17 protein-coding genes and 1 pseudogene are annotated in these 23150 nt (G+C 71.9%); 4 read left to right on the top strand and 14 right to left on the bottom strand.

The annotated features are described in order from the left end of the window. Positions 1 to 140: 140 nt before the first annotated feature. The 11 genes from E1265_RS03180 to E1265_RS03130 form a co-directional block, all read right to left on the bottom strand. The gene (locus E1265_RS03180) at positions 141 to 476 is read right to left on the bottom strand and encodes an RNA polymerase-binding protein RbpA (protein ID WP_132819565.1); all 336 of its coding nucleotides are present in this window, start codon (positions 474 to 476) and stop codon (positions 141 to 143) included. A 107-nt stretch (positions 477 to 583) separates the two neighbouring features. After that, the gene (secG, locus tag E1265_RS03175; RefSeq protein WP_132928653.1) at positions 584 to 814 is read right to left on the bottom strand and encodes a preprotein translocase subunit SecG; all 231 of its coding nucleotides are present in this window, start codon (positions 812 to 814) and stop codon (positions 584 to 586) included. 140 nt (positions 815 to 954) lie between these two features. Then, a complete protein-coding gene (tpiA, locus tag E1265_RS03170) occupies positions 955 to 1740 on the bottom strand; it encodes a triose-phosphate isomerase (protein WP_132928652.1) in 786 nt (261 codons plus the stop codon). Positions 1741 to 1743: 3 nt separating this feature from the next. Next, entirely contained in the window at positions 1744 to 2946 is a 1203-nt protein-coding gene (locus tag E1265_RS03165) for a phosphoglycerate kinase (protein ID WP_132928651.1), read from the bottom strand. Positions 2947 to 3318: 372 nt separating this feature from the next. Next, entirely contained in the window at positions 3319 to 4323 is a 1005-nt protein-coding gene (gene gap, locus E1265_RS03160; protein WP_132928650.1) for a type I glyceraldehyde-3-phosphate dehydrogenase, read from the bottom strand. 191 nt (positions 4324 to 4514) lie between these two features. Then, entirely contained in the window at positions 4515 to 5492 is a 978-nt protein-coding gene (gene whiA, locus E1265_RS03155) for a DNA-binding protein WhiA (protein ID WP_132928649.1), read from the bottom strand. After that, positions 5483 to 6550 carry a uridine diphosphate-N-acetylglucosamine-binding protein YvcK gene (gene yvcK / locus E1265_RS03150; RefSeq protein ID WP_279571396.1) on the bottom strand — a complete coding sequence of 356 codons (1068 nt, stop codon included), beginning with the start codon at positions 6548 to 6550 and terminating at the stop codon, positions 5483 to 5485. Before yvcK ends, whiA begins: the two co-directional genes overlap by 10 nt. A gap of 2 nt (positions 6551 to 6552) precedes the next feature. Beyond that, on the bottom strand, positions 6553 to 7473 hold the full coding sequence (rapZ, locus tag E1265_RS03145; RefSeq protein ID WP_132928647.1) for an RNase adapter RapZ: 921 nt from the start codon (positions 7471 to 7473) through the stop codon (positions 6553 to 6555). Between the two features lie 90 nt (positions 7474 to 7563). Continuing rightward, on the bottom strand, positions 7564 to 9537 hold the full coding sequence (uvrC, locus tag E1265_RS03140; RefSeq protein ID WP_132928646.1) for an excinuclease ABC subunit UvrC: 1974 nt from the start codon (positions 9535 to 9537) through the stop codon (positions 7564 to 7566). A 47-nt stretch (positions 9538 to 9584) separates the two neighbouring features. Continuing rightward, complete coding sequence (locus E1265_RS03135) at positions 9585 to 10241, bottom strand: MBL fold metallo-hydrolase (RefSeq protein WP_132928645.1); 657 nt, start codon at positions 10239 to 10241, stop codon at positions 9585 to 9587. A gap of 34 nt (positions 10242 to 10275) precedes the next feature. After that, positions 10276 to 10965 (bottom strand): maleylpyruvate isomerase family mycothiol-dependent enzyme, encoded by a 690-nt coding sequence (locus E1265_RS03130; RefSeq protein WP_132928644.1) that lies wholly within the window; start codon positions 10963 to 10965, stop codon positions 10276 to 10278. A gap of 198 nt (positions 10966 to 11163) precedes the next feature. Between E1265_RS03130 and uvrA the strand changes: the two genes are divergently transcribed. Next, positions 11164 to 14073 (top strand): excinuclease ABC subunit UvrA, encoded by a 2910-nt coding sequence (gene uvrA / locus E1265_RS03125; RefSeq protein WP_132928643.1) that lies wholly within the window; start codon positions 11164 to 11166, stop codon positions 14071 to 14073. Positions 14074 to 14218: 145 nt separating this feature from the next. After that, positions 14219 to 17668 carry a phosphodiester glycosidase family protein gene (locus E1265_RS03120; RefSeq protein ID WP_132928642.1) on the top strand — a complete coding sequence of 1150 codons (3450 nt, stop codon included), beginning with the start codon at positions 14219 to 14221 and terminating at the stop codon, positions 17666 to 17668. A 67-nt stretch (positions 17669 to 17735) separates the two neighbouring features. Here the strand turns inward: E1265_RS03120 and uvrB are convergent, their stop codons facing one another. Continuing rightward, the gene (uvrB, locus tag E1265_RS03115) at positions 17736 to 19844 is read right to left on the bottom strand and encodes an excinuclease ABC subunit UvrB (protein ID WP_132928641.1); all 2109 of its coding nucleotides are present in this window, start codon (positions 19842 to 19844) and stop codon (positions 17736 to 17738) included. Between the two features lie 186 nt (positions 19845 to 20030). Between uvrB and E1265_RS03110 the strand changes: the two genes are divergently transcribed. Together E1265_RS03110 and E1265_RS03105 are read left to right on the top strand one after the other, a co-directional pair. Continuing rightward, a complete protein-coding gene (locus tag E1265_RS03110) occupies positions 20031 to 21008 on the top strand; it encodes a glycerophosphodiester phosphodiesterase family protein (RefSeq protein ID WP_132928640.1) in 978 nt (325 codons plus the stop codon). 40 nt (positions 21009 to 21048) lie between these two features. Beyond that, positions 21049 to 21642 (top strand): methylated-DNA--[protein]-cysteine S-methyltransferase, encoded by a 594-nt coding sequence (locus E1265_RS03105; protein WP_132928639.1) that lies wholly within the window; start codon positions 21049 to 21051, stop codon positions 21640 to 21642. 133 nt (positions 21643 to 21775) lie between these two features. Here the strand turns inward: E1265_RS03105 and E1265_RS03100 are convergent, their stop codons facing one another. After that, positions 21776 to 22525, bottom strand: coding sequence for a M23 family metallopeptidase (locus E1265_RS03100; protein ID WP_132928638.1), 750 nt, complete (start codon positions 22523 to 22525; stop codon positions 21776 to 21778). Positions 22526 to 22923: 398 nt separating this feature from the next. Continuing rightward, positions 22924 to 23150, bottom strand: a pseudogene (locus E1265_RS36780) (PIG-L family deacetylase); the annotation flags it as partial.

Raw genomic sequence — 23150 nt, 5'->3', positions numbered from 1 at the left:
GTTCCCACCTCGCGCGCAACGCTAGTCGATCGCCCTCGGGTGGGTACGCGACGGGCCCGGGCCCCGGTGGGTGAAACCGGGGCCCGGGCCCGAAGGACGCGTGTGCTCGCGTGTGATGGGGAACGGACGCGCCCAGGCGCTCAGATCTCGCCGCGCAGCTTGGCCAGCGCCTCGGCGAGGATCGCCTCGCCGTCGGCGTCGCTGCGGCGCTCGCGGACATAAGCGAGGTGCGTCTTGTACGGCTCGGTGCGCGGTGGGTCCGGGGGCGAGTCCCGCTCGGTGCCGGCCGGGAAGCCGCAGCGCGGGCAGTCCCAGGTGTCCGGAATCTGTGCGTCGCTCGCGAAGCTGGGCTGTGTCTCGTGCCCGTTCGCACACCAGAAGGAGACCCTCAGCCGAGGAGCGGACTCGCCGCGCTCGGCCTCACCCATGGGCCCCGCGCCGACCCGGCTACCCCGGATCGCGTTGCCACCTGCCACGGTCGTTACTCCTGCCTGACATCCTGCGAAGTCCTCAGTTTATGCAAGGCTCAACGCACGTCCAGTGCTTCGAGTTACTGACTTACCGGTTCATGGCCAGGCCGTCGTCAGGACCTCATCAACAGGCCCAGGATCACGACGATCCCGAACCAGATGAGGCCGACCACCACCGTGATCCGGTCCAGGTTCCGCTCGGCGACCGACGAACCGCCGACCGAGGACTGCATGCCTCCGCCGAACATGTCGGAGAGACCGCCGCCCTTTCCCTTGTGCATGAGCACGAGCAAGGCCAACAGGAAGCTGAAGATGATCAGCGCGATCTGGAACGCCGTTTCCACGACTGGACCAACTCTCTCAACAACGTCGCACGGACAAGTGATCTCTGCCTTGGGCCGACCTCGCGGCTACCCACCGCACCGGCCGGCCCCGGACAGCGTACCGCGCGGTGCCGATTTAACTGATTCTACTGGTCGCTCTTCTACTGGTCGCGGAACCGAACGATCTTGACGAACTCGTCGGCGTCCAGCGCGGCACCCCCGACCAGGGCCCCGTCCACGTCCGGCTTGGCCATGATCGCGGACACGTTTCCCGCCTTGACTGAGCCGCCGTACTGGATGCGCACCTGCTCGGCAAGCGAGCCGTCGTAGAGCTCCGCGAGCCTGGCCCTGATCGCCGCGCACACCTCCTGCGCGTCCTCCGGGGTGGCGACCTCGCCGGTGCCGATGGCCCAGACCGGCTCGTAGGCGATGACGATGGACTCGGCCTGGGCGGCCGGCACGTCCTTCAGGGCCCCGTCGAGCTGGGCGAGGGTGTGCTCGACGTGGGTGCCGGCCTTGCGGACCTCGAGCGGCTCGCCGACGCAGAGGATCGGGGTGAGCCCGTGCCGGTAGGCGGCCTTGACCTTGGCGTTGCAGGTCGCCTCGTCCTCGCCGTGGTACTGCCGGCGCTCGGAGTGGCCGATCACGACGTAGGTGCAGTTCAGCTTGGCCAGCATGGGCCCGGAGATCTCTCCGGTGTAGGCGCCCGAGTCGTGGGCCGAGATGTCCTGGGCACCGTACCTGATCTTGAGCTTGTCGCCGTCGACCAGGGTCTGCACAGACCGCAGGTCGGTGAACGGCGGCAGGACGGCGACCTCGACGGCGTCGTAGTCCTTGTCGGAGAGGGCGAAGGCCAGCTTCTGTACGTGGGCGATGGCCTCCAGGTGGTTGAGGTTCATCTTCCAGTTGCCCGCCATCAGCGGGGTTCGCGAAGACGCGGTGGCCATGGTTCAGTCCTCCAGTGCGGCGAGGCCGGGGAGGGTCTTGCCCTCCAGGTATTCGAGGCTGGCGCCGCCGCCGGTCGAGATGTGACCGAAGGCCGCCTCGTCGAAGCCGAGGATACGGACGGCCGCGGCCGAGTCGCCGCCGCCGACGACGCTGAAGGCGGAGCTGTCCACCAGGGCCTGGGCCACGGCCCTGGTCCCCTCGGCGAGGTCGGGGTGTTCGAAGACGCCCATCGGGCCGTTCCAGAACACGGTGGCGGCGTCGGCGAGCTTGGCCGCGTACAGCTTCCTGGTCTCCGGGCCGATGTCCAGGCCCATCAGCCCGGCCGGGATGGCGTCGGCGGGCACCACCGATGCCTCGACCGGCGCCTTGCTCGACAGGTCGGGGAACTCCTTGGTGGCGACCACGTCGACCGGGAGCACGAACTCGACGCCGCGCTCCTTCGCCTGCTCCAGGTAGCCCTGGACGGCCGGGATCTGGTCCTCCTGGAGCAGCGAGTCGCCGACCTCATGGCCCTGGGCCTTGAGGAAGGTGTAGGCCATGCCGCCGCCGATCAGGATGCGGTCGGCGCGCTGGAGGAGGTGGGCGATGACGCCGAGCTTGTCGGAGACCTTGGCGCCGCCGAGCACCACCGCGTAGGGGCGCGACACGTTCTCGGTGAGCTGGCGCAGCACGCCGACCTCGGTGGCGATCAGGCCGCCGGCGGCGCGCGGCAGCCGGCCGGGGAGGTCGAAGACGGAGGCGTGCCTGCGGTGGACGGCGCCGAAGCCGTCGCCGACGTAGGCGTCGGCGAGGGCCGCGAGCTGGTCGGCGAAGGCGCCGCGCTCGGCGTCGTCCTTGCTGGTCTCGCCGGGGTTGAAGCGGAGGTTCTCGAGGAGCGCGACCTGTCCCTCGGCGAGCGAGGCGACGGTGGCGGTGGCGCTCTCGCCGACGGTGTCGGTGGCGAACGCGACGGGCCTGCCGAGCAGTTCGCCGAGCCGCCGGGCGACGGGGGCCAGCGAGTACCGCGGCTCGGGCGCGCCCTTGGGGCGGCCGAGGTGGGAGGCCACGATCACCTTGGCGCCCGCCTCGGCGAGCTTGGTGATGGTCGGCACGGCGGCCCGGATGCGGCCGTCGTCGGTGATGGTCTCGCCGTCGAGCGGGACGTTGAGGTCGGCGCGGACGAAGACCCGCTGCCCGGCGACCTGAAGATCGTCAATCGTCTGCATGGTGTGTGTTCCGGCTCCTGGGGGCTGGTGTGCCAGGGCCTGTCTTTTGGATCTTCGTGGATCAGCGAGCGGCGGATGGCTCCCCCAGCTGACGCTGGGAGGTGCCCCCATTCGCTGGCAAGGCGCCCCACGCGGCGGAGCCGCACATCGACAGCAGCGCAGCTCGTACGTGGTCGTACTCGCACGCGGTGTCCATATGCCGCTCCGCGGCGTGCGGCAACGCGGCCAGCCGGGATGCCTGGGGGTACCTCCCAGCCGCCAGGCTGGGGGCTCGTCGCGAGCCCGCGAAGATCCGGAAGACAGGCCCCAGGGCCCGCGGCGCGCGCCGCGGGCCCCTGCTCCTACTACTCCGACGGGGTCTTCAGCGCCTGGTCAGAGACGCTCGCCGACGTAGACGGTGAGGTCGACGAGACGGTTGGAGTAGCCCCACTCGTTGTCGTACCAGCCGACGATCTTGACCTGCTTGCCCTGCGCCATGGTGAGCGAGGCGTCCAGGGTGCAGGAGGCCGGCCAGTTGACGATGTCCGAGGAGACGATCTGGTCCTCGGTGTACTCCAGGATGCCCTTGAGCTGGCTCTCGGCGGCGGACTTGAAGGCCGCGTTGACCTCTTCCTTGGTGACCTCGCGGTCCAGCTCGACCACCAGGTCGGTGACGGAGCCGGTGGGGACCGGAACGCGGAGCGCGATGCCGTCGAGCTTGCCCTTGAGCTGCGGCAGGACCAGCGAGGTGGCCTTGGCGGCGCCGGTGGTGGTCGGAATGATGTTGACCGCGGCGGCGCGTGCCCGGCGCAGGTCCTTGTGCGGGAAGTCCAGGATGCGCTGGTCGTTGGTGTAGGCGTGGACGGTGGTCATCAGGCCCTTGACGATGCCGAAGCTCTCGTCGAGCACCTTGGCCATCGGCGCCACACAGTTGGTGGTGCAGGAAGCGTTGGAGATGACGTCGTGCGCGGCCGGGTCGTACTTGTCCTGGTTGACGCCCATCACGACCGTGATGTCCTCGTCCTTGGCGGGCGCGGAGATCAGGACCTTCTTGGCGCCGGCGGCGAGGTGCTTGGCGGCGTCGGCCCGCTTGGTGAAGATGCCGGTCGACTCGATGACGAGGTCGGCGCCGAGCTCGCCCCAGGGCAGGTTGGCCGGGTCACGCTCGGCCAGGGTCTTGAAGGTCTGGTTGCCGACCGTGATGGTGTCCTCGGTGTGGCTGACCTCCTGCTTCAGCCGACCGAGGATGCTGTCGTACTTCAGCAGGTGCACCAGGGTCGCGTTGTCGGTCAGGTCGTTGACGCCAACGATCTGGACATCCGCTCCCTGTTCAAGGAGCGCGCGGAAGTAGTTGCGACCGATACGGCCAAAGCCGTTGATTCCTACGCGGATCGTCACGAACCGATCTCCTCGTTGGTACGCCGGCGAAACGGACACCGGCGATGATGTATTGGGATGTCCCCGACCGCCTCCGACCCTACCGCGACCACCCGGCGCGTATGACATCGGCCATGGGGTGTTCCGGCCCGGAATCATGGGCCGGAACACCACTTGACCGGCCGCCGCCGATGCCCCGAAAGGGGACGCGGTCAGCCCACCATCTCCTCGGTGAGGCTGGCCTCGGTGCCCGGGATGCCCAGATCCTGCGCCCGCTTGTCGGCCATGGCGAGCAGCCGCCGGATGCGGCCGGCGACCGCGTCCTTGGTCAGCGGCGGCTCGGCCAGCGCGCCCAACTCCTCAAGCGAGGCCTGCTTGTGCTCCATCCGCAGCCGGCCCGCGGCGGCCAGGTGGTCGGGCACCTCCTCGCCCAGGATCTCCAGCGCGCGCTGCACGCGGGCGCCGGCGGCGACGGCGGCGCGGGCGGAGCGGCGGAGGTTGGCGTCGTCGAAGTTGGCGAGGCGGTTCGCGGTGGCCCTGACTTCGCGCCGCATCCGGCGCTCCTCCCAGGCGAGCACCGACTCGTGGGCGCCGAGCCGCGTCAGCAGGGCGCCGATGGCGTCACCGTCCCGGACGACGACGCGGTCCACGCTGCGTACCTCGCGGGCCTTGGCGCCGATCTGCAGCCGGCGCGCCGCGCCGACCAGGGCGAGGGCGGCCTCAGGACCGGGGCAGGTGACCTCGAGCGAGGAGGAGCGTCCTGGCTCGGTCAGCGAGCCGTGGGCGAGGAAGGCACCGCGCCAGGCGGCCTCGGCGTCGCAGGTGGCGCCGGAGACCACTTGCGGCGGGAGGCCGCGGATGGGCCGGCCGCGGCCGTCCACCAGGCCGGTCTGCCGGGCCAGCTGGTCGCCGCCCGCCACCACGCGGACCACGTACCGGCTGCCGCGGCGCAGCCCACCGGGGGCCATCACGACCAGGTCGGAGGTGTGGCCGAAGATCTCCAGGATGTCCCGGCGCAATCGCCGGGCCGCGATCCCGGTGTCGAGCTCGGCCTCGATCACGATCCGCCCGCTGACCAGGTGCAGGCCGCCCGCGAAGCGCAGGATCGACGACACCTCCGACTTGCGGCAGCAGGTGCGGGTGACGGGAAGCCGGGAGATCTCGTCCTTCACCGCAGCCGTCATCGCCATGGGCCGATCCTTCCATGCATCCGAAAAATACGGTCGTACGCGGCCGCCAACAGCTCCGGGTCGTGCCTCGGGGACACCGCCCCGTCCGGCATGCCCCCGGCCGCGGCCACCGGCGCCAGCTCGACCCTGGCCCCAAGACGCTCGGCGGCCCGGCTCAGGCTCTCCTGGTCCGGGACGGCGGCCTGGTCTGCCAGCACCACGTCGAAGGCGAGTTTAGGGGCGTGTTGTACCAAAACCTCCACATGACGCTGCGGGGAGAAGCCATCAGTTTCGCCGGGTTGCGGGGCCAGGTTGAGCGAGAGCACCCGGCGCGCCTTGGTGCGGGTCAGGGCGTCGAGCAGTTCCGGGACCAACAGATGTGGGATGACGGAGGAGAACCAGGACCCCGGGCCGAGCACCACCCAGTCGGCGTCGAGCACCGCCTCGACGGCCTCGGGGACCGCTGGCGGGCCGGACGGCACCAGCATGACCTGCCGCACCTCGCCAGGGGTGAGCGCCACCGCCACCTGGCCCCTGACCCGGCTCAGCTCCTCAGGACGGGTCGGCTCGTGGCCGCGGACCAGCGCCTCGAGCTCAAGCGGCACGGCGGACATCGGCAGCACCCTGCCGTGCGCGCCGAGCAGCTTGCCGACCAGGTCGAGGGCGCGGACGTGGTCGCCGAGCTGCTCCCACAGGGCGACGATCAGCAGGTTACCCACGGCGTGGTCGTGCAGGGCGCCCTCGCTCTTGAAGCGGTGCTGCACCACCTCGGACCAGGTGCGCCCCCAGTCGTCGTCGCCGCACAGGGCGGCCAGCGCCTTGCGGAGGTCGCCGGGCGGCAGGACGCCGAGCTCGGCGCGCAGCCGGCCGCTCGACCCGCCGTCGTCGGCGACCGTGACCACGGCGGTCAGGTCGCCGGTGATCCGGCGCAGCGCGGCCAGCGAGGCCGCCAGCCCCATGCCGCCGCCGAGCGCGACGACCTTGGGCTGCGCCCGGCGCCCGCTCCGCGGCCTGCCGCCGCGCCTGGCGCGACCGACCACGTCCGCTGTCCGGCGCTGCCGGAGCCCCTTGCGCGGCATTCCTATTCGCGCCCCATGTCCCGGTGGACCACGACCGTCTCGATCCCTTCCGCGGCCAGCCGGCGGGCCAGCCGCTCCGACATGGCGACGCTGCGGTGCTTGCCGCCGGTGCAGCCGACGGCGATGGTGACGTAGCGCTTGCCCTCGCGGCGGTAGCCGCTGGCGATCAGCTGCAGCAGCTCCGCGTACCGGTCGAGGAACTCCTTGGCGCCCGGCTGGTTGAACACGTAGCCGGCGACCTCCTCGCTGGTGCCGGTGTAGGGCCGCAGCTCGGGCACCCAGTGCGGGTTGGGCAGGAACCGGCAGTCCACGACGTGGTCGGCGTCCACCGGCAGGCCGTACTTGTACCCGAAGGACATCACGGTGGCGCGCAGTTCCGGCTCGTCACCGCTGGTGAACTGGGCGTCCATCTTGGCGCGCAGCTCGTGCACGTTGAGGTTGGAGGTGTCGATGACCAGGTCGGCGTCGCCGCGCAGCTCGCGCAGCAGGTCGCGCTCGGCGGCGATGCCGTCGACGATCCGGCCGTCGCCCTGCAGCGGGTGCGGTCGGCGGACCGACTCGAAGCGCTGCACCAGCGCGTTGTCCGAGGCCTCAAGGAAGACGACGCGCCGGGTGACGCCCTTGGCCGCCAGGTCGCTCAGGGACTCGCGGAGGCTGTCAAAGAAGCTGCGGCCGCGGACGTCGACCACGACGGCGATGCGCGCAACGTTGCCCTGGGAGCGGGCGCCGAGGTCGACCATGGTCGGGATGAGGGCCGGCGGCAGGTTGTCCACGACGAACCAGCCGAGGTCCTCCAGGCACTTGGCCGCGGTGCTGCGGCCGGCGCCTGACATGCCGGTGATGATCACCAGCTCGGGGATGGTGACGACCTCGTCGCCGGGCGGCGACGGGGCCTGTTCTTCGCCTCTTGTCTGCTCACTCATGTCTGCTGTCCCCCGCCTGTCTGTTCTCTGTGATGGTCGCGTGGTGGGCCGCGCCCGTGCCGGGCGCCCACCGCCAGGCGTGCCGCCGGCTCAGTCGTCGACGATCTCGCCGGTGGCGGTGTTGACCGCTGGGGCGACCTGGCCGCTCGCGGCGAGCGCGGCGGCGACCGTCTCCGCGGTCTTGCGGCCGATGCCGGGCACCTCGCAGATCTCCTCGACCGTGGCGGCGCGGAGCCGCTTGACCGAGCCGAAGTGCTTGAGCAGGGCCTTCTTGCGGGCCTCCCCGAGTCCGGTGACGGTGTCGAGGGGACCCTTCCTTATCGATTGTGACCGCTTTCCGCGCTGATAGCGGATGGCGAAGCGGTGCGCCTCGTCCCGGACGCGCTGCAGCAGGTACAGGCCCTCGCTGGTGCGCGGCAGAATCACCGGATCCTCCTCGCCCGGCAGCCATACCTCCTCGAGCCGCTTGGCGAGGCCGCAGACGGCGACGTCGTCGATGCCGAGGTCGTCCATGGCCCGGCGGGCGGCGGCCACCTGCGGCTGTCCGCCGTCCACCACCACGAGCTGGGGCGGGTAGGCGAAGCGCTTGGGGCGGCCGTCCTCCGTGCGGAGGGACGCGGGAACCTCGTCCTCCGGTTCCTCCACGGCCCACTCGCCGGTCTTCTCGCGCTCGCGGAGATAGCGGCGGAAGCGCCGGGAGACGACCTCGTGCATGGCGCGCACGTCGTCCTGGCCGGCGAAGCTCTTGATCTCAAACCGCCGGTACTCGCTCTTGCGGGCCAGGCCGTCCTCGAAGACGACCATGGAGGCGACCACGTCGTCGCCCTGGAGGTGGGAGACGTCGAAGCACTCGATGCGCAGCGGCGCCGAGTCGAGGCCGAGAGCCTCGGCGATCTCCTCGAGGGCGCGGGACCTGGTGGTGAGGTCGGAGGCGCGCTTGGTCTTGTGCAGGGCGAGCGCCTGCTGGGCGTTGCGCTCGACCGTGGTCATCAGGTCCTTCTTGTCGCCGCGCTGGGGCACCCGCAGGCTGACCCGAGAGCCGCGGCGCTCGCTGAGCCAGTCGGCGACCGGCTCGGGCGGCTCGGGCAGGGCGGGCACCAGGACCTCCCGGGGCACGGCCTCGCCGCGCTCCTCTCCGTAGAGCTGGGTGAGGGCACTCTCGACCAGCTCGGCCGTGGAGAGGTTGGCGACCCGGTCGGTGACCCAGCCCCGCTGGCCGCGCACCCGGCCGCCGCGCACGTGGAAGATCTGCACGGCCGCCTCGAGCTCGTCCTCGGCGAGGGCGACGAGGTCGGCGTCGGTGGCGTCGGCGAGGACGACGGCGTTCTTCTCCAGGGCCCGCTTGAGGGCCTCGATGTCGTCCCGCAGACGGCCGGCGCGCTCGTACTCGAGCTCCTCGGCGGCCTCGTGCATCTCCTGCTCGAGGCGGCGCAGGTAGGTGCCGGTGCGGCCGGCCATGAAGTCGCAGAACTCCTCGGCGAGGGCGCGGTGTTCCTCGGGGGTGACGCGGCCGACGCAGGGCGCCGAGCACTTGTCGATGTACCCCAGGAGGCAGGGGCGCCCGACCGCCGCGGCGCGCTTGAAGACCCCGGCGGAGCAGGTGCGGACGGGGAAGACCCGCAGCAGCAGGTCGACCGTCTCCCGGATGGCCCAGGCGTGGGCGTAGGGGCCGAAGTAGCGCACGCCCTTGCGCTTGGGGCCGCGCATCACCTGGGCCCTGGGGATCTCCTCGTTCATCGTGACGGCGAGCGACGGGTAGCTCTTGTCGTCCCGGTACTTGACGTTGAACCTGGGGTCGTACTCCTTGATCCAGGAGTACTCGAGCTGGAGCGCCTCGACCTCGGTGGCGACCACCGTCCACTCCACCGAGGCGGCCGTGGTGACCATGGTGGCGGTCCTGGGGTGCAGGCCGCTGATGTCCTGGAAGTAGGAGGAGAGCCTCTGACGCAGGCTCTTGGCCTTCCCCACGTAGATCACCCGACGGTGGTCGTCGCGGAAGCGGTAGACGCCCGGCGAGTCGGGGATCTCGCCCGGCTGCGGGCGGTAGCTGGAAGGATCGGCCATGTGCGCCACCCTACTGCCGGGGGCTGACAGTCAGTGAACGGCGCACGTCACCAACCGCGTTCGCGCCACTCGGGGAGCTTGGGGCGCTCGGCGCCGAGTGTGGTGTCGTTGCCGTGTCCCGGGTAGACCCAGGTCTCGTCGGGGAGCCGGTCGAAGAGCTTGGTCTCGACGTCGCGCAGCAGGCTGGCGAATGCCTCGGGGTCGCCGTGGGTGTTGCCGACGCCGCCGGGGAAGAGGCAGTCGCCGGTGAAGAGATGGGGGTGGCCGTCGGGGTCGTCGTAGACGAGGGCGATGGACCCCGGGGTGTGGCCGACGAGGTGGCGCGCGGTGAGCCGGCAGGCGCCGACGGTGATCTCGTCCCCGTCGTCGACGAGCACCTCGGTGGGGACCGGGATGCCCTCGGCGTCGTGCCGGCCGGCCAGGGTGCGGGCCCCGGTGGCGCCGACGACCTCGGCCAGCGCCTGCCAGTGGTCGCCGTGCCGGTGGGTGGTGACGACGGTGGCGAGGCCGTCCTGGCCGATCAGGCTGAGCAGGGTGGGGGCCTCGTTGGCCGCGTCGATCAGCAGCTGCTCGCCGGTCTCACGGCAACGCAGCAGGTAGGCGTTGTTCTCCATGGGGCCGACGGCGACCTTGGAGATGATCAGCTTGGCGAGCTCGTGGGTGTCGGCCGGCTGTCCGACCGTGACGTTTCCGGTGTAGGCCATGGCCGTCAGTCTGCTACAGCGACGCGGCCCACGGTCAGAGGCCGGGCAGCTCGGGGAGCGGTTCCGCGGTGGTGAGGCCGCTGCCCGCGGTGCGGCCGCTGAGCCAACCGACGAGCGCGGCCGTGGTGCCGACGACGACCTGCGGCTCCGCGCCGGCTCGGCCGGTCCGCCAGCTGCGGCCGTCCTCGGCGCGCAGCTCGAGGGGCGGCACGGCGGGGTGGTCGGCCAGGCGGCGGGCGAGGTAGTCGGGCGCGCGGTCGAGGAAGGCGCTCGACAGGCTGGCGATGGTGCGGCCGATGTCGAGGTCGATGCCGTGCAGCTCGATCTCGACCCAGCGGCGGAGCGGGATGACGGCGGCCGCGTCCCGCTGGCCGTCGCGCAGCGTCACGACCGCTCGCCACTCGTCGTCGGTGAGCCCGGCGGCGGCGGTGGCGAGCCGGTCGGCGCTGTCCCGCAGGTCGGCGAGGTGGACGGCGAGCGGGCGCGGGGCGTCGCGCTCGATGTCGGCGTTCCTGGCCTCGAGGCTGGGGTACATGGGGCGGCCCTGGAACACGTTCACCAGAGCGTCGGCGTTGCGCGCGAGGTGGGCGAGCACGTGGCCGCGGGTCCAGCCGGGAAGGTGGGAGGAACCGGCGACCGCCGCGTCGTCCAGGGTGGCGACGTCGGCGACGAGGCGGTCCGTGGCGTCGTTGAGGCCGGCGAGGTCGGCCGTGGGTCCGGTCATGATCACCACGCTATCTCCCTCACACCTTCGAGTGAAGGTGGGCGGGAAGCCGCCGGGAATCGAACGAGCGTGCTATAGAGTGCGGAGCGCAGGGCCCGAGGCATCCGGGGGACGTTCGTCAGATGCCGCCCATACTCTTGAACGGGCCGCCTGCGCTCCGCGGGCGATCCGGGATTCACACGAAAGGTGCCATCCGGCGTGGCCGACCGACTCATCGTGCGTGGCGCTCGCGAGCACAATCTGCGGAATGTCTCGCTCGACCTGCCCCGCGACTCGCTCATCGTCTTCACCGGGCTGTCGGGTTCTGGCAAGTCCTCGCTGGCCTTCGACACGATCTTCGCCGAGGGCCAGCGGCGCTACGTCGAGTCGCTGTCCTCCTACGCCCGGCAGTTCCTCGGGCAGATGGACAAGCCGGATGTGGACTTCATCGAGGGCCTGTCCCCCGCCGTGTCCATCGACCAGAAGTCGACCTCGCGCAACCCGCGCTCCACCGTGGGCACGATCACCGAGGTCTACGACTACCTCCGGCTGCTCTTCGCCCGCATCGGGCGCCCGCACTGCCCCGAGTGCCGTCATCCCATCGCCAGGCAGTCGCCGCAGGCGATCGTCGACAAGGTGCTGGCGCTCGAGGAGGGCAGCCGCTTCCAGGTGCTCTCGCCGCTGGTGCGGGAGCGCAAGGGCGAGTTCGTCGACCTCTTCTCCGACCTGCAGACCAAGGGCTACAGCCGGGCCAGGGTGGACGGCGAGACGATCCAGCTCACCGAGCCGCCCAAGCTGAAGAAGCAGGAGAAGCACACGATCGAGGTGGTCGTCGACCGCCTCACGGTGAAGGAGAGCGCCAAGCGCCGGCTGACGGACTCGGTGGAGACCGCCCTCGGCCTGTCAGGCGGCATGGTCATCCTCGACTTCGTCGACCTGCCGGCGGACGACCCGCAGCGCGAGCGGATGTTCTCCGAGCACCTGTACTGCCCGTACGACGACCTGTCCTTCGAGGAGCTCGAGCCGCGCTCCTTCTCCTTCAACTCCCCGTTCGGCGCGTGCCCCGAGTGCAGCGGCCTCGGCAGCCGGATGGAGGTGGACGCCGAGCTGATCGTGCCCGACCCGGAGAAGACCCTGGAGGAGGGCGCCATCCACCCCTGGTCACACGGGCAGACCAGGGGCTACTTCAACCTGCTGCTCGGCGCCCTCGGCAAGGCGTTGAACTTCCGCACGGACATCCCCTGGCAGGGCCTCCCGCAGCGCGCCCGCAAGGCGATCCTGCACGGCCACAAGTCCAAGATCGAGGTGCGCTACGAGAACCGGCACGGCCAGGAGCGCGCCTACACCACGGCCTTCGAGGGCGTGATCCCGTTCGTCCAGCGGCGGTACGCGGAGGCCGAGACGGACAACAGCAGGGAGCGCTTCGAGGGCTACATGCGCGAGGCGCCCTGCCCCGGCTGCCAGGGCACCCGGCTGAAGCCGCTGGTCCTCGCGGTCACGGTGCAGGACAGGTCCATCGCGGACGTGGCGGGCATGTCGATCAGCGCCTGCGCCGAGTTCCTGCGCGGCATGACGCTGACCGACCGCGAGAAGGCCATCGCCGCGCGGGTGCTCAAGGAGGTCAACGAGCGGCTGCGCTTCCTGATCGACGTCGGGCTCGACTACCTGTCGCTCAACCGCGCCGCCGGCACCCTGTCGGGTGGCGAGGCCCAGCGGATCCGCCTCGCCACCCAGATCGGCTCCGGCCTCGTGGGCGTCCTCTACGTGCTGGACGAGCCGTCGATCGGCCTGCACCAGCGGGACAACCACCGGCTGATCGAGACCCTGGTCCGCCTGCGGAACCTGGGCAACACGCTGATCGTCGTCGAGCACGACGAGGACACCATCCGCACCTCCGACTGGGTGGTGGACATCGGCCCGGGCGCCGGCGAGCACGGCGGCAAGGTGGTGCACAGCGGGCCGCTGGCCGAGCTGCTGGCCAACGAGGACTCGCTGACCGGCCAGTACCTGTCCGGCGCGCGCTCGATCCCCACGCCCGCCGAGCGGCGCCCGGTGGACCGGGGGCGTCAGCTCACGGTGCACGGCGCCCGCGAGCACAACCTCAAGGACGTCGACGTCAGCTTCCCGCTCGGCGTGCTGACAGCCGTCACCGGCGTCTCGGGCTCCGGCAAGTCCACCCTGGTCAACGACATCCTCTACACCCACCTGGCGCGCGAACTCAACCGCGCGCGGGCGGTCCCCGGCCGGCACACCCGGATCACCGGCGACGACCTGGTGGACAAGGTGGTGCACGTCGACCAGTCGCCGATCGGCCGCACCCCGAGGTCCAACCCGGCCACCTACACGGGCGTCTTCGACCACGTCCGGCGGCTCTTCGCGGAGACCACGGAGGCCAAGGTCCGCGGGTACCAGCCGGGCCGCTTCTCGTTCAACGTCAAGGGTGGCCGCTGCGAGAACTGCTCGGGCGACGGCACCATCAAGATCGAGATGAACTTCCTGCCCGACGTGTACGTGCCCTGCGAGGTCTGCCACGGCGCCCGGTACAACCGGGAGACCCTGGAGGTGCACTACAAGGGCAAGTCCATCGCCGAGGTGCTCGACATGCCGATCGAGGAGGCCCTCGACTTCTTCGAGGCCGTCCCCGGCATCGCCCGCCACCTGCGCACCCTGCGGGACGTCGGCCTGGGGTACGTCCGGCTCGGCCAGCCGGCGCCCACACTCTCCGGCGGCGAGGCCCAGCGGGTCAAGCTGGCGGCCGAGCTCCAGCGGCGCTCCACCGGCAGCACGGTCTACGTGCTGGACGAGCCCACCACCGGACTGCACTTCGAGGACATCCGCAAGCTGATCTCGGTGCTGTCAGGACTGGTCGACAAGGGCAACACCGTGATCGTCATCGAGCACAACCTCGACGTGATCAAGACCGCGGACTGGGTGGTGGACATGGGCCCCGAGGGCGGCTCGGGCGGCGGCCAGGTCGTCGCCCAGGGCACGCCGGAGCAGGTCGCCGCCGAGCCGGCCAGCCACACCGGCAAGTTCCTGCGGGACCTGCTCGGTGACCTCCCGGCAGCCGGGGCCCCGGCCACCGCCGGGAGGGGCCGCGCGAAGCGGGCGGCCGCGAAGCGGAGCTGACGCCCCGTGAGGTTCCGCCGGGGCCGGTGGGGTTGTTCTCCCAGAGTTCTCGTCGGCCCTCTGGTATAGACCGGTCCTCCTTGGAACGCTGAGCCGCTGTCGGCGCGCACCGCGCCGACAGCGGCAAGCGTCCAAGGGAGTTCCTGTGTCAGGAGTCGCCGCGCGCGGGAGACCGCGCGCCCGTTCACTGCTCGTGCTGGGGGTGGCCTCGGCGCTGGCGGTCCTGTCCGCGCCACCGCCGGCCGTGGCCGCCCCAGCGCCGGCCCTCACCCGGGCCGTCCCCGCCTCGGTGGCCGACGGCGACGGCATCGAGCTGTCCCGCACCGAGCAACCGGTCGCGCCCGGCGCCGAACTGACGACCTATCGGCGCCTGGAGTCCGACAAGTGGCTGAGCGCCCAGGCGCTCACCGTCGACCTGACGAGCGAGCTGCGCGTCGACTACCTCGGCGCCGACGAGGTGGCGGACGCGGCCACGGTCGAGGAGCTGGTCGCGGGCCACGACCCGGGCGAGGGACGCACGACCGTGGCCGCCATCAACGGCGACTTCTTCGACATCAACGGCTCGAGCGCCCCCCTCGGCCCCGGCGTCGCCGACGGGGAGCTGCGCCACTCAGGCTCGGGCGGCGCCGCCCAGGCCGCCGCCATCGGCCCCGACGGCGCCGGCCGCGTCCTCGACCTCTACTTCGACGGCACCCTCGACCTGCCGGCCGGCGAGCGCGACCTCGCCGGCTTCAACGCGGCCACCGTCCCCGCCGGCGGCATCGGGCTCTACACCCCGCTGTGGGGCGAGGATGACCGGGCACTGCCGGTCACCGGGGCGGCCGAGGTCACCGAGGTCCTGGTGGTGGACGACCGGGTGTCCTCGGTGTCCGACGAGCCGGGCGCCGGACCGATCCCCGACGGCGCCTACGTGCTGCTCGGCCGCGACGCCGGGGCGCTGGCCCTCGACGAACTCTCCGCCGGCGACCCGGTCGCCACCGAGTACGCGCCCCGCACCGGCGACGGCGGGCCGCTGCCGCACACCGCGGTCGGCGGCCGCGGCGTGCTGGTGTCCGAGGGTGAGCCGGTGAACTGGGAGGGTCTGCCGAACAACGCGACCGCGCCGCGCACCGCGGTGGGCTTCTCGCGGGACGGGCAGGAGATGTACGTGCTGACCGTGGACGGCCGGCAGGCGCACTCCAGCGGGGTCACCCTGACCGAACTGGCGCTGCTGATGGACGACCTCGGCGCCTACAGCGCGCTCAACCTGGACGGCGGCGGCTCCACCACGCTGCTCGCCCGCGCGCCGGGCGACGCGGCGCCGACCGTGGTCAACAGCCCCTCGGACGGCCGGCAGCGCGAGGTGCCCAACGGTCTTGCGATCACCGCGCCCGAGGGCAGCGGCGCGGTCGCCGGCTACCGGGTCGCCACCGCCCTCGACCCGGCCGTGGCGCCCACCGCCGACGCCGTGCCCGGCGGCCACCCCAAGCGGGTCTTCCCCGGTCTCACCCGCCAGCTGACCGCTACCGGGCACGACGAGACCCACGGCCCGGCCGACGACGATGCGGGGCCGCGCTGGCGCTCGGACCGCTCGTCCGTGGGCGTGGTGGACGCCGACGGGGTGTTCACGGCTCGGCGCCCGGGCACCGTCGAGGTCACCGCGTCCCGGCACCGGGCCACCGGCTCGACGGAGCTGACCGTGCTCGGCGAGCTGACCAGGATCACCCCCACCACCCGGCGCGTCGGCCTGGCCGACGCGGACGCCACCGGCGGCTTCGGGGTGCTCGGCCACGACGCGGCCGGCGGATCGGCGCCCATCGAGCCGGCCGACGTCGCCCTCGACTACGACGCCGCCCTCTTCCGGGTCGAGCCCGACCCGGCGGCCGGCGGCTTCACGGTGACCGCCGCCTCCGACGCGGGCGCCGCCTCCGGGCTGATCACCGCGACGGTGGCCGGGGCCACCACCACCGTGGCGGTGACCGTCGGCCTCCAGGACACCGTGGTGGCCGACTTCGAGGACGCCGACCGCTGGGTCTTCAGCCACGCGCGCGCCGGCGGCTCGCTCGCCCCCGAGCCGGCCGGGCGGGAGGGCACCGGGGTGCGGATGGCCTACGACTTCACGCTCTCCACCGCGACTCGCGCGGCCTACGCGACCCCGCCGGCCGAGATCCCCGTCGCCGGCCAGCCGCAGAGCTTCACGCTCTGGGTGGACGGCGACGGCCGCGGCTCCTGGCCCTCGCTGCACCTGGTGGACGCCCAGGGCGTCGGTCAGGTGCTGCGCGGGCCCCACATCACCTGGGAGGGGTGGCGGCAGATCACCTTCGAGGTGCCGCAGGGCATGGCCTATCCGGTCTCCGTGCGGCGCTTCTACATCGCCGAGACCCGCCCCGACACGCGGTACGCCGACGAGGTCGTCCTCGACGAGCTGCGCGCCCAGACCCCGCCGGAGGTGGAGCTCCCCGACGCGGACCGGCCGGCCGACCCGCTGATCGGCTCCGGGGCCGACGCGGCGGCCAGGGAGTGGCGGTTCGCCGTGGTCTCGGACGCCCAGTTCGTGGCGCGGGACCCGGACAGCGACATCGTGGCGCTGGCCAGGCGGACGCTGCGCGAGGCCAGGGCGGCCGACCCCGACTTCGTGATGATCAACGGCGACTGGGTGGACGAGGGCTCGCCGGCCGACCTGGCGTTCGCCCGCCAGGTGATCGAGGAGGAGCTGGGCGACGCCGTCCCGTGGTACTACGTGCCGGGCAACCACGAGGTGATGGGCGGCTCCATCGACGGCTTCGAGGAGGAGTTCGGCCCGGCCCAGCTGACGTTCGACCACCGGGGGACCCGGTTCGTCACGCTGGACAGCTCCTCGCTGACCCTGCGCGGCGGCGGCTTCGCCCAGCTGCGCGAGCTGCGGGCGCAGCTCGACGCGGCGGCACGAGACCGCTCGATCGGCTCCGTGGTCGTGATGTCGCACGTGCCGCCCCGGGACACCACGGTGCGGCCGGCCAGTCAGCTGACCGACCGTCTCGAGGCCGCGCTGCTCGAGGAGTGGCTCGCGGAGTTCCGGCGGGAGACCGGCAAGGGTGCCGCGTTCTTCGGCGCGCACGTGGGGGTCTTCGACGGCTACCGGCTGGACGGGGTGCCCTACTTCATCGGCGGCGACGCGGGCAAGGCGCCGGCCGCCGCGCCGAACGAGGGCGGCTTCACCGGCTGGGCGCTGGTGGGCGTGGACCGGGTGTCGGGGCACGAGCAGGCCGAGGCCAGGCGGTCGCCCGAGACGGTGCTGCCCGACTGGCTGACGGTACAGACCAGGCCGCACGTGGACGCGCTCGACCTGACCGCGCCCGCGACGCTGCGGGCCGGCGAGACGGCGGCGGCGGGCGCCACGCTGACCCAGCGCCTGGTTTCCGGGGAGCGTGAGGTGCCGGTGGGCTTCCCGGTCAGCGCCGACTGGGCCGGCTCGCGCGGCCTCCACCTGGGCCCGGCCCAGGAGGCCGGCCGCCGCGACATCGCCGCCTTCGACCCGGCCACCGGGCGGCTGACCGCCCTGCGCCCCGGCACCGTCACCCTCACGGTGGCGGTCGGCGGCGAGCGCCGGGACGCGGAGATCCGCGTCACCCGCTGAGGCGGGCCGACGGGGGCCGCCGGCGCGGCGGCCCCCACCAGCCCTATGTGAGGCCCACCTCCCGGCCCTATTTGAGGCCCACCTCTCGCATCTGGCGCAGCTCCTTCTTGAGGTCGGAGACCTCGTCCCGCAGCCGCGCCGCGATCTCGAACTGGAGCTCGGCGGCGGCGGCCCGCATCCGGGCGGTCAGCTCCTCGATGGTCTCGGCCAGCTCGGCCGCCGGCCGGTCGGTGAGCTCCTTCTCGCCCTTGCCGCCCCGGCCCGCGGCGGGCAGCGGCGCCTTGCCCTTCTTGCCGCCCTCGGCCTTCCGGTAACCGGTGTCGAGCAGCTCCTGGGTGTCCACGTCCTCGCGGGCGATGGTGGCCACGATGTCGTTGATCTTCTTGCGCAGCGGCTGCGGGTCGATGCCGTTGGCCTCGTTGTACGCGACCTGCTTGGCACGGCGCCGGTTGGTCTCGTCGATCGCGCGCTCCATGGCCGGCGTCACCCGGTCGGCGTACATGTGGACCTGTCCCGACACGTTCCGCGCGGCGCGGCCGATGGTCTGGATCAGGGAGGTGCCTGAGCGCAGGAAGCCCTCCTTGTCCGCGTCCAGGATGGCCACCAGCGAGACCTCAGGCAGGTCGAGGCCCTCACGGAGCAGGTTGATGCCGACCAGCACGTCGAACTCGCCCGCGCGCAGCTCGCGCAGCAGCTCGACGCGGCGCAGGGTGTCCACGTCGCTGTGCAGGTACCGCACCCTGATGCCCAGCTCGAGGAAGTAGTCCGTGAGGTCCTCGGCCATCTTCTTGGTCAGCGTGGTGACCAGGACCCGCTCGTCCTTCTCCACCCTGGTCCAGATCTCGTGCACCAGGTCGTCGATCTGGCCCTCGGTGGGCTTCACGATCACCTCGGGGTCGACGAGCCCGGTGGGGCGGATGATCTGCTCGACCACTCCGTCGGAGCGGGAGAGCTCGTAGGGGCCCGGGGTCGCGGAGAGGTAGACGGTCTGGCCGACCCGCTCCAGGAACTCCTCCCACTTCAGCGGCCGGTTGTCCATCGCCGAGGGCAGCCGGAAGCCGTGGTCGACCAGGGTGCGCTTGCGTGAGGCGTCCCCCTCGTACATGGCGCCGATCTGCGGGACCGTGTTGTGCGACTCGTCGATGACCAGCAGGAAGTCCTCGGGGAAGTAGTCGAGGAGGGTGTGCGGCGGGGATCCGGTCTCACGGCCGTCGACGTGCAGCGAGTAGTTTTCGATGCCGGAGCAGGTGCCGATCTGCCGCATCATCTCGATGTCGTAGGTGGTGCGCATGCGCAGCCGCTGGGCCTCGAGCAGCTTCCCCTGCCGCTCCAGGGTGCCGAGGCGGTCGGCCAGCTCCGCCTCGATGCCGGAGATGGCGCGCTCCATCCGCTCCGGCCCCGCCACGTAGTGCGAGGCGGGGAACACGTAGAGGTGCTCGTCCTCCGAGATCACCTCGCCGGTGAGCGGGTGCAGGGTGGACAGCGCCTCGATCTCGTCGCCGAACATCTCGATACGGACGGCGAGCTCCTCGTAGACCGGGAAGATCTCGATCGTGTCGCCGCGGACCCGGAAGGTGCCGCGGGTGAAGGCCAGGTCGTTCCGCGTGTACTGGATGTCGACGAAACGCCGCAGCAGCGCGTCCCTGTCGATCTCCTCGCCGACCTTGAGCGGCACCATCCGGTCGACGTACTCCTGGGGGGTGCCCAGGCCGTAGATGCAGGAGACGGAGGCGACCACGATCACGTCACGCCGCGTGAGCAGCGAGTTGGTCGCGCTGTGCCGGAGCCGCTCGACCTCCTCGTTGATCGAGGAGTCCTTCTCGATGTAGGTGTCCGTCTGGGGGACGTACGCCTCGGGCTGGTAGTAGTCGTAGTACGAGACGAAGTACTCGACCGCGTTGTTCGGCAGGAGCTCGCGGAACTCGTTGGCCAGCTGGGCCGCGAGCGTCTTGTTGGGCGCCATGACCAGGGTGGGACGCTGCAACCGCTCGATCATCCACGCGGTGGTCGCCGACTTACCCGTGCCGGTGGCGCCGAGCAGGACGACGTCCTTCTCCCCTCCGCTCACGCGCTTCTCCAGCTCGGAGATGGCCGAGGGCTGGTCGCCACTTGGCTGATAAGGGCTGACGACCTCGAAGGGCGCCACCGTACGTTCGATGTGTGAAACGGGCCGCATGGCACCACCGTACGACCAGGCACTGACAACGCGGGCAGACTGACCGGCCGTCCCCACAGGTTCAACTCACGGTAACCGCTGTTCTCCCTCCTCGTTTCCAGGAATGGGGAGGCTCCCCGCGTCCCACCCGACCCGGGCGCGCGCTGCGTCGCCCGGGGCCGCTCGAGAAGTCAGGAGTCCCCCCCCATGCCGAACTCGCTCAAGCCCGCCTCCAAGGGGCGAATCAGCGGACTCGTCGCGGTCAGCGCGCTCGCGCTCCTCATCCCCGGCGGGGCCTTCGCCGTCTCGGCTTCCTCGCAGGCCGCCGAGTCGCCGGCGTCCGAGCCCGCCACCGAGGCGCCGGCGGCGAGCGCGGCCGTCGCGGCGAACGGCGTGGCGGCCGACCACGAGCGGGGCCCGCGGCTCGTGGCACACCGGGGGGCCTCGGGGCACGCGCCGGAGAACACCCTGGCCGCGGCGGACGCCGCCCACGACCTCCGCACCGAGTGGGTCGAGACCGACGTGCAGCAGACGGCGGACGGCGAGCTGGTGCTGATGCACGACACCACGCTCAACCGCACCACGAACGTCGAGGAGGTCTTCCCCGACCGCGCGCCGTGGAACGTCTCCGACTTCACGGCCGAGGAGATCGCCCAGCTGGACGCCGGCAGCTGGTTCGGCCCCGAGTTCGCCGGCGAGCCGGTGCCCACGCTGAACGACTACCTGGACCTGCTCGCCGAGAACGGGCAGAGCCTGCTGCTCGAGATCAAGTCCCCGGCCCTGTACCCGGGCATCGAGGAGGACATCCTCGCCGAGCTGCGGGAGGAGGGCTGGCTGCGCGGCCGGCCCGGCGACCGCCTGGTGCTGCAGAGCTTCGACGCCGACTCCATGCGCACCGTGCACGAGCTGGCGCCCCAGGTGATCACCGGCTTCCTCGGCACCCCGGCGCTGGCCGACGTGCCCGAGTACGCCGAGTTCGTCGACCAGATCAACCCGCGGTTCCGGGACCTGACCGCCGAGTACGTGGCGGGCATCCAGGCCGTCCGCGGCGCGCACGGCAGGCCGCTCGAGGTGTACTCCTGGACGATCAACGACCCGGCCACGGCGGCCACGGTGGCCGGGCTCGGCGTCGACGGGATCATCACCGACTTCCCGGACCGGGTCAGGGAGGGCCTCGGCGACTGACCGACGGGGATTGTCAGTGGGGCGGCCTAGGCTGCCCCACATGAGTCCTGACACGCGCGAGACGCCCGCGGGGCCCGGGCCGGCTTCCGGCACCACCTGCGCCTGGTCGGTGCGGGAGACGCCCATCGGGCCGCTGCTGCTCGCCGCCACGGAGCGCGGCCTGGTGCTCGTGGCCTTCCACGCCGACGCCCGCGTGACCCGGCGCGCGCTCGCCCGCCTCGAGGGGGCCCTGGGGCGCCGCCCCGTCCCGGCGGGGGAGGATCCGGCGGCCGGCCCGCTGCTCGCCGGGGCGTGGGCCGAGCTCGACGAGTACTTCGCGGGGCGGCTGCGGTCCTTCGACACGGCTCTCGACTGGTCGCTCGCGCCCGGCTTCACCGGTCAGGTGCTGCGGGAGCTCGCGGCCTCGGTGCCGTTCGGCGGCGTCGTCGGATACGGGGAGTTGGCCGAGCGCTTGGGGGATCCGGGCGCGGCGCGTGCGGTGGGCGCCGCGATGGGGGCGAATCCGCTGCCGGTGATCGTGCCCTGCCACCGGGTGCTCGCGGCGGACGGAGGGATAGGCGGCTTCGGCGGCGGCCGCGAGACCAAGCGGGCGCTGCTCGCGCTCGAGGGGGTGCTGCCGGCGCCGCTGTTCTGAGCGGGGGCCGAGGCGGCGGAGCCGCGGCCGCACGCGGCCCGGGCCGCGCGGCCCCCGCACACCGCGCTGACCCCCCGGGCCTACGGGGGGCCGGGGGGTCAGCGCGTGGTTTCCGCGGTGTTCGGCGGCCGGATCAGATGTCCAGGCCGTGCTTCTTCAGGAAGGCGACGGGGTCGACGGCCGAGCCGTAGCTCGCCGTGCTCCTCACCTCGAAGTGCAGGTGCGGGCCGCTGGAGTTTCCGGTGTTGCCGGACTCGGCGATGGTGTCGCCGGTGGACACCCGGTCCCCCACGCTGACCTCGATCTTCGAGAGGTGGGCGTACTGGGTGTAGACGCCGTCGGAGTGTTTGATCACGATGGCGTTGCCGTAGGCGGGGCCGTCGCCGGCGCCGTTGCCGCCGGCCTTGACGACGGTGCCGCCGTGCACGGCCTGGACCTCGGTGCCCACCGGCACCGCGAAGTCCTGACCGCTGTGCTTGTGGGCCCAACGTTCACCGCTGTTGCCGAACGTGGCGCTCAGGGAGTAGTCGTCGGATATCGGCGACACCCAGGACCTCTCCGCCTTCTCCTTGGCGGCGGCCTCCGCGGCCGCCCGCGCGGCCTCCTCGGCCTTCGCCTCGGCCTTCGCCTCGGCCTTCGCCTTGGCGGCGGCCTGGGCCTCGGCGGCCTTGGCGGCCGCCTGCTGGGCATGCGCCTGGCTGTGCGTCGTGTCGGCCAGCTGGCTGGCGGTGTGCGAGGCGAATACATCGGCGCGGCCGCCCTCGGCCGCGGCCGCCACGCCCGTCAGGGCCACGGAGCCGCACACGGCGGCCGTCACGACAGCGGCGACGCGCTTGCGGGCACCGAAGATCCTGCGGGTCTGGTTCGCGGTGGTGTTCGGCATGGGGGACCTACCTCAGCGATTCGGGGATATTCAGGCCAGACCTGAGCAAGAAGCGTCAAATCGGCCGGTCGAATCTCATTGATAACGACCGGTTTGCCCGTTTTCAAGGACCGTTGTTACTAGACGACCGCGTAGTGAAAACGGGGGAGGAAAGTCTCCTCAACCCCCTTAGCCGACCGGCCCCACCTCGCAAGAATCGGGCCGAGGCGATCCGCCCCGACCCGACCAAACCCCCTGCGACCTGCGCTTTCCCTCACGCCCCCGGGGGGCTCCCGGACCCCCTGCCGGTTTGCCCACCACGCCGGGCCGAAAGTCCCAGGCCTTTTGTCACATTTCCCTTCTATCGCTTTTCGTAGCTCGTCTGGCGGCTGTGACGAGGGCCACGGGAAAGCCCTCGATCAGCGCGGGAAAACCTCGAATCCGACGCAGGGAACGCCGCCGAACCGCTCCGCCACGACCGCCGCCGCCTCGCGGTGGAGATCCCTGGCGTACTCTTCGGGCGCCAGGTCGCTGAGCGCCGCGATGTACGCCCGATGCTCGGCGAGCGAGGCGATGGCCCGCTCGAAGGCCGCCTCCCCCACCGCCTGGGCGTGCGTCGGCTCCGGCGAGCCGGCCACGGCGACCC

The sequence above is a fragment of the Streptomyces sp. 8K308 genome, assembly GCF_004348315.1.
GTDB lineage: Bacteria > Actinomycetota > Actinomycetes > Streptomycetales > Streptomycetaceae > Streptomyces.
The sequence above is the reverse complement of the archived record's forward strand: the minus strand, read 5'-3'. Positions and strand labels throughout refer to the sequence as shown.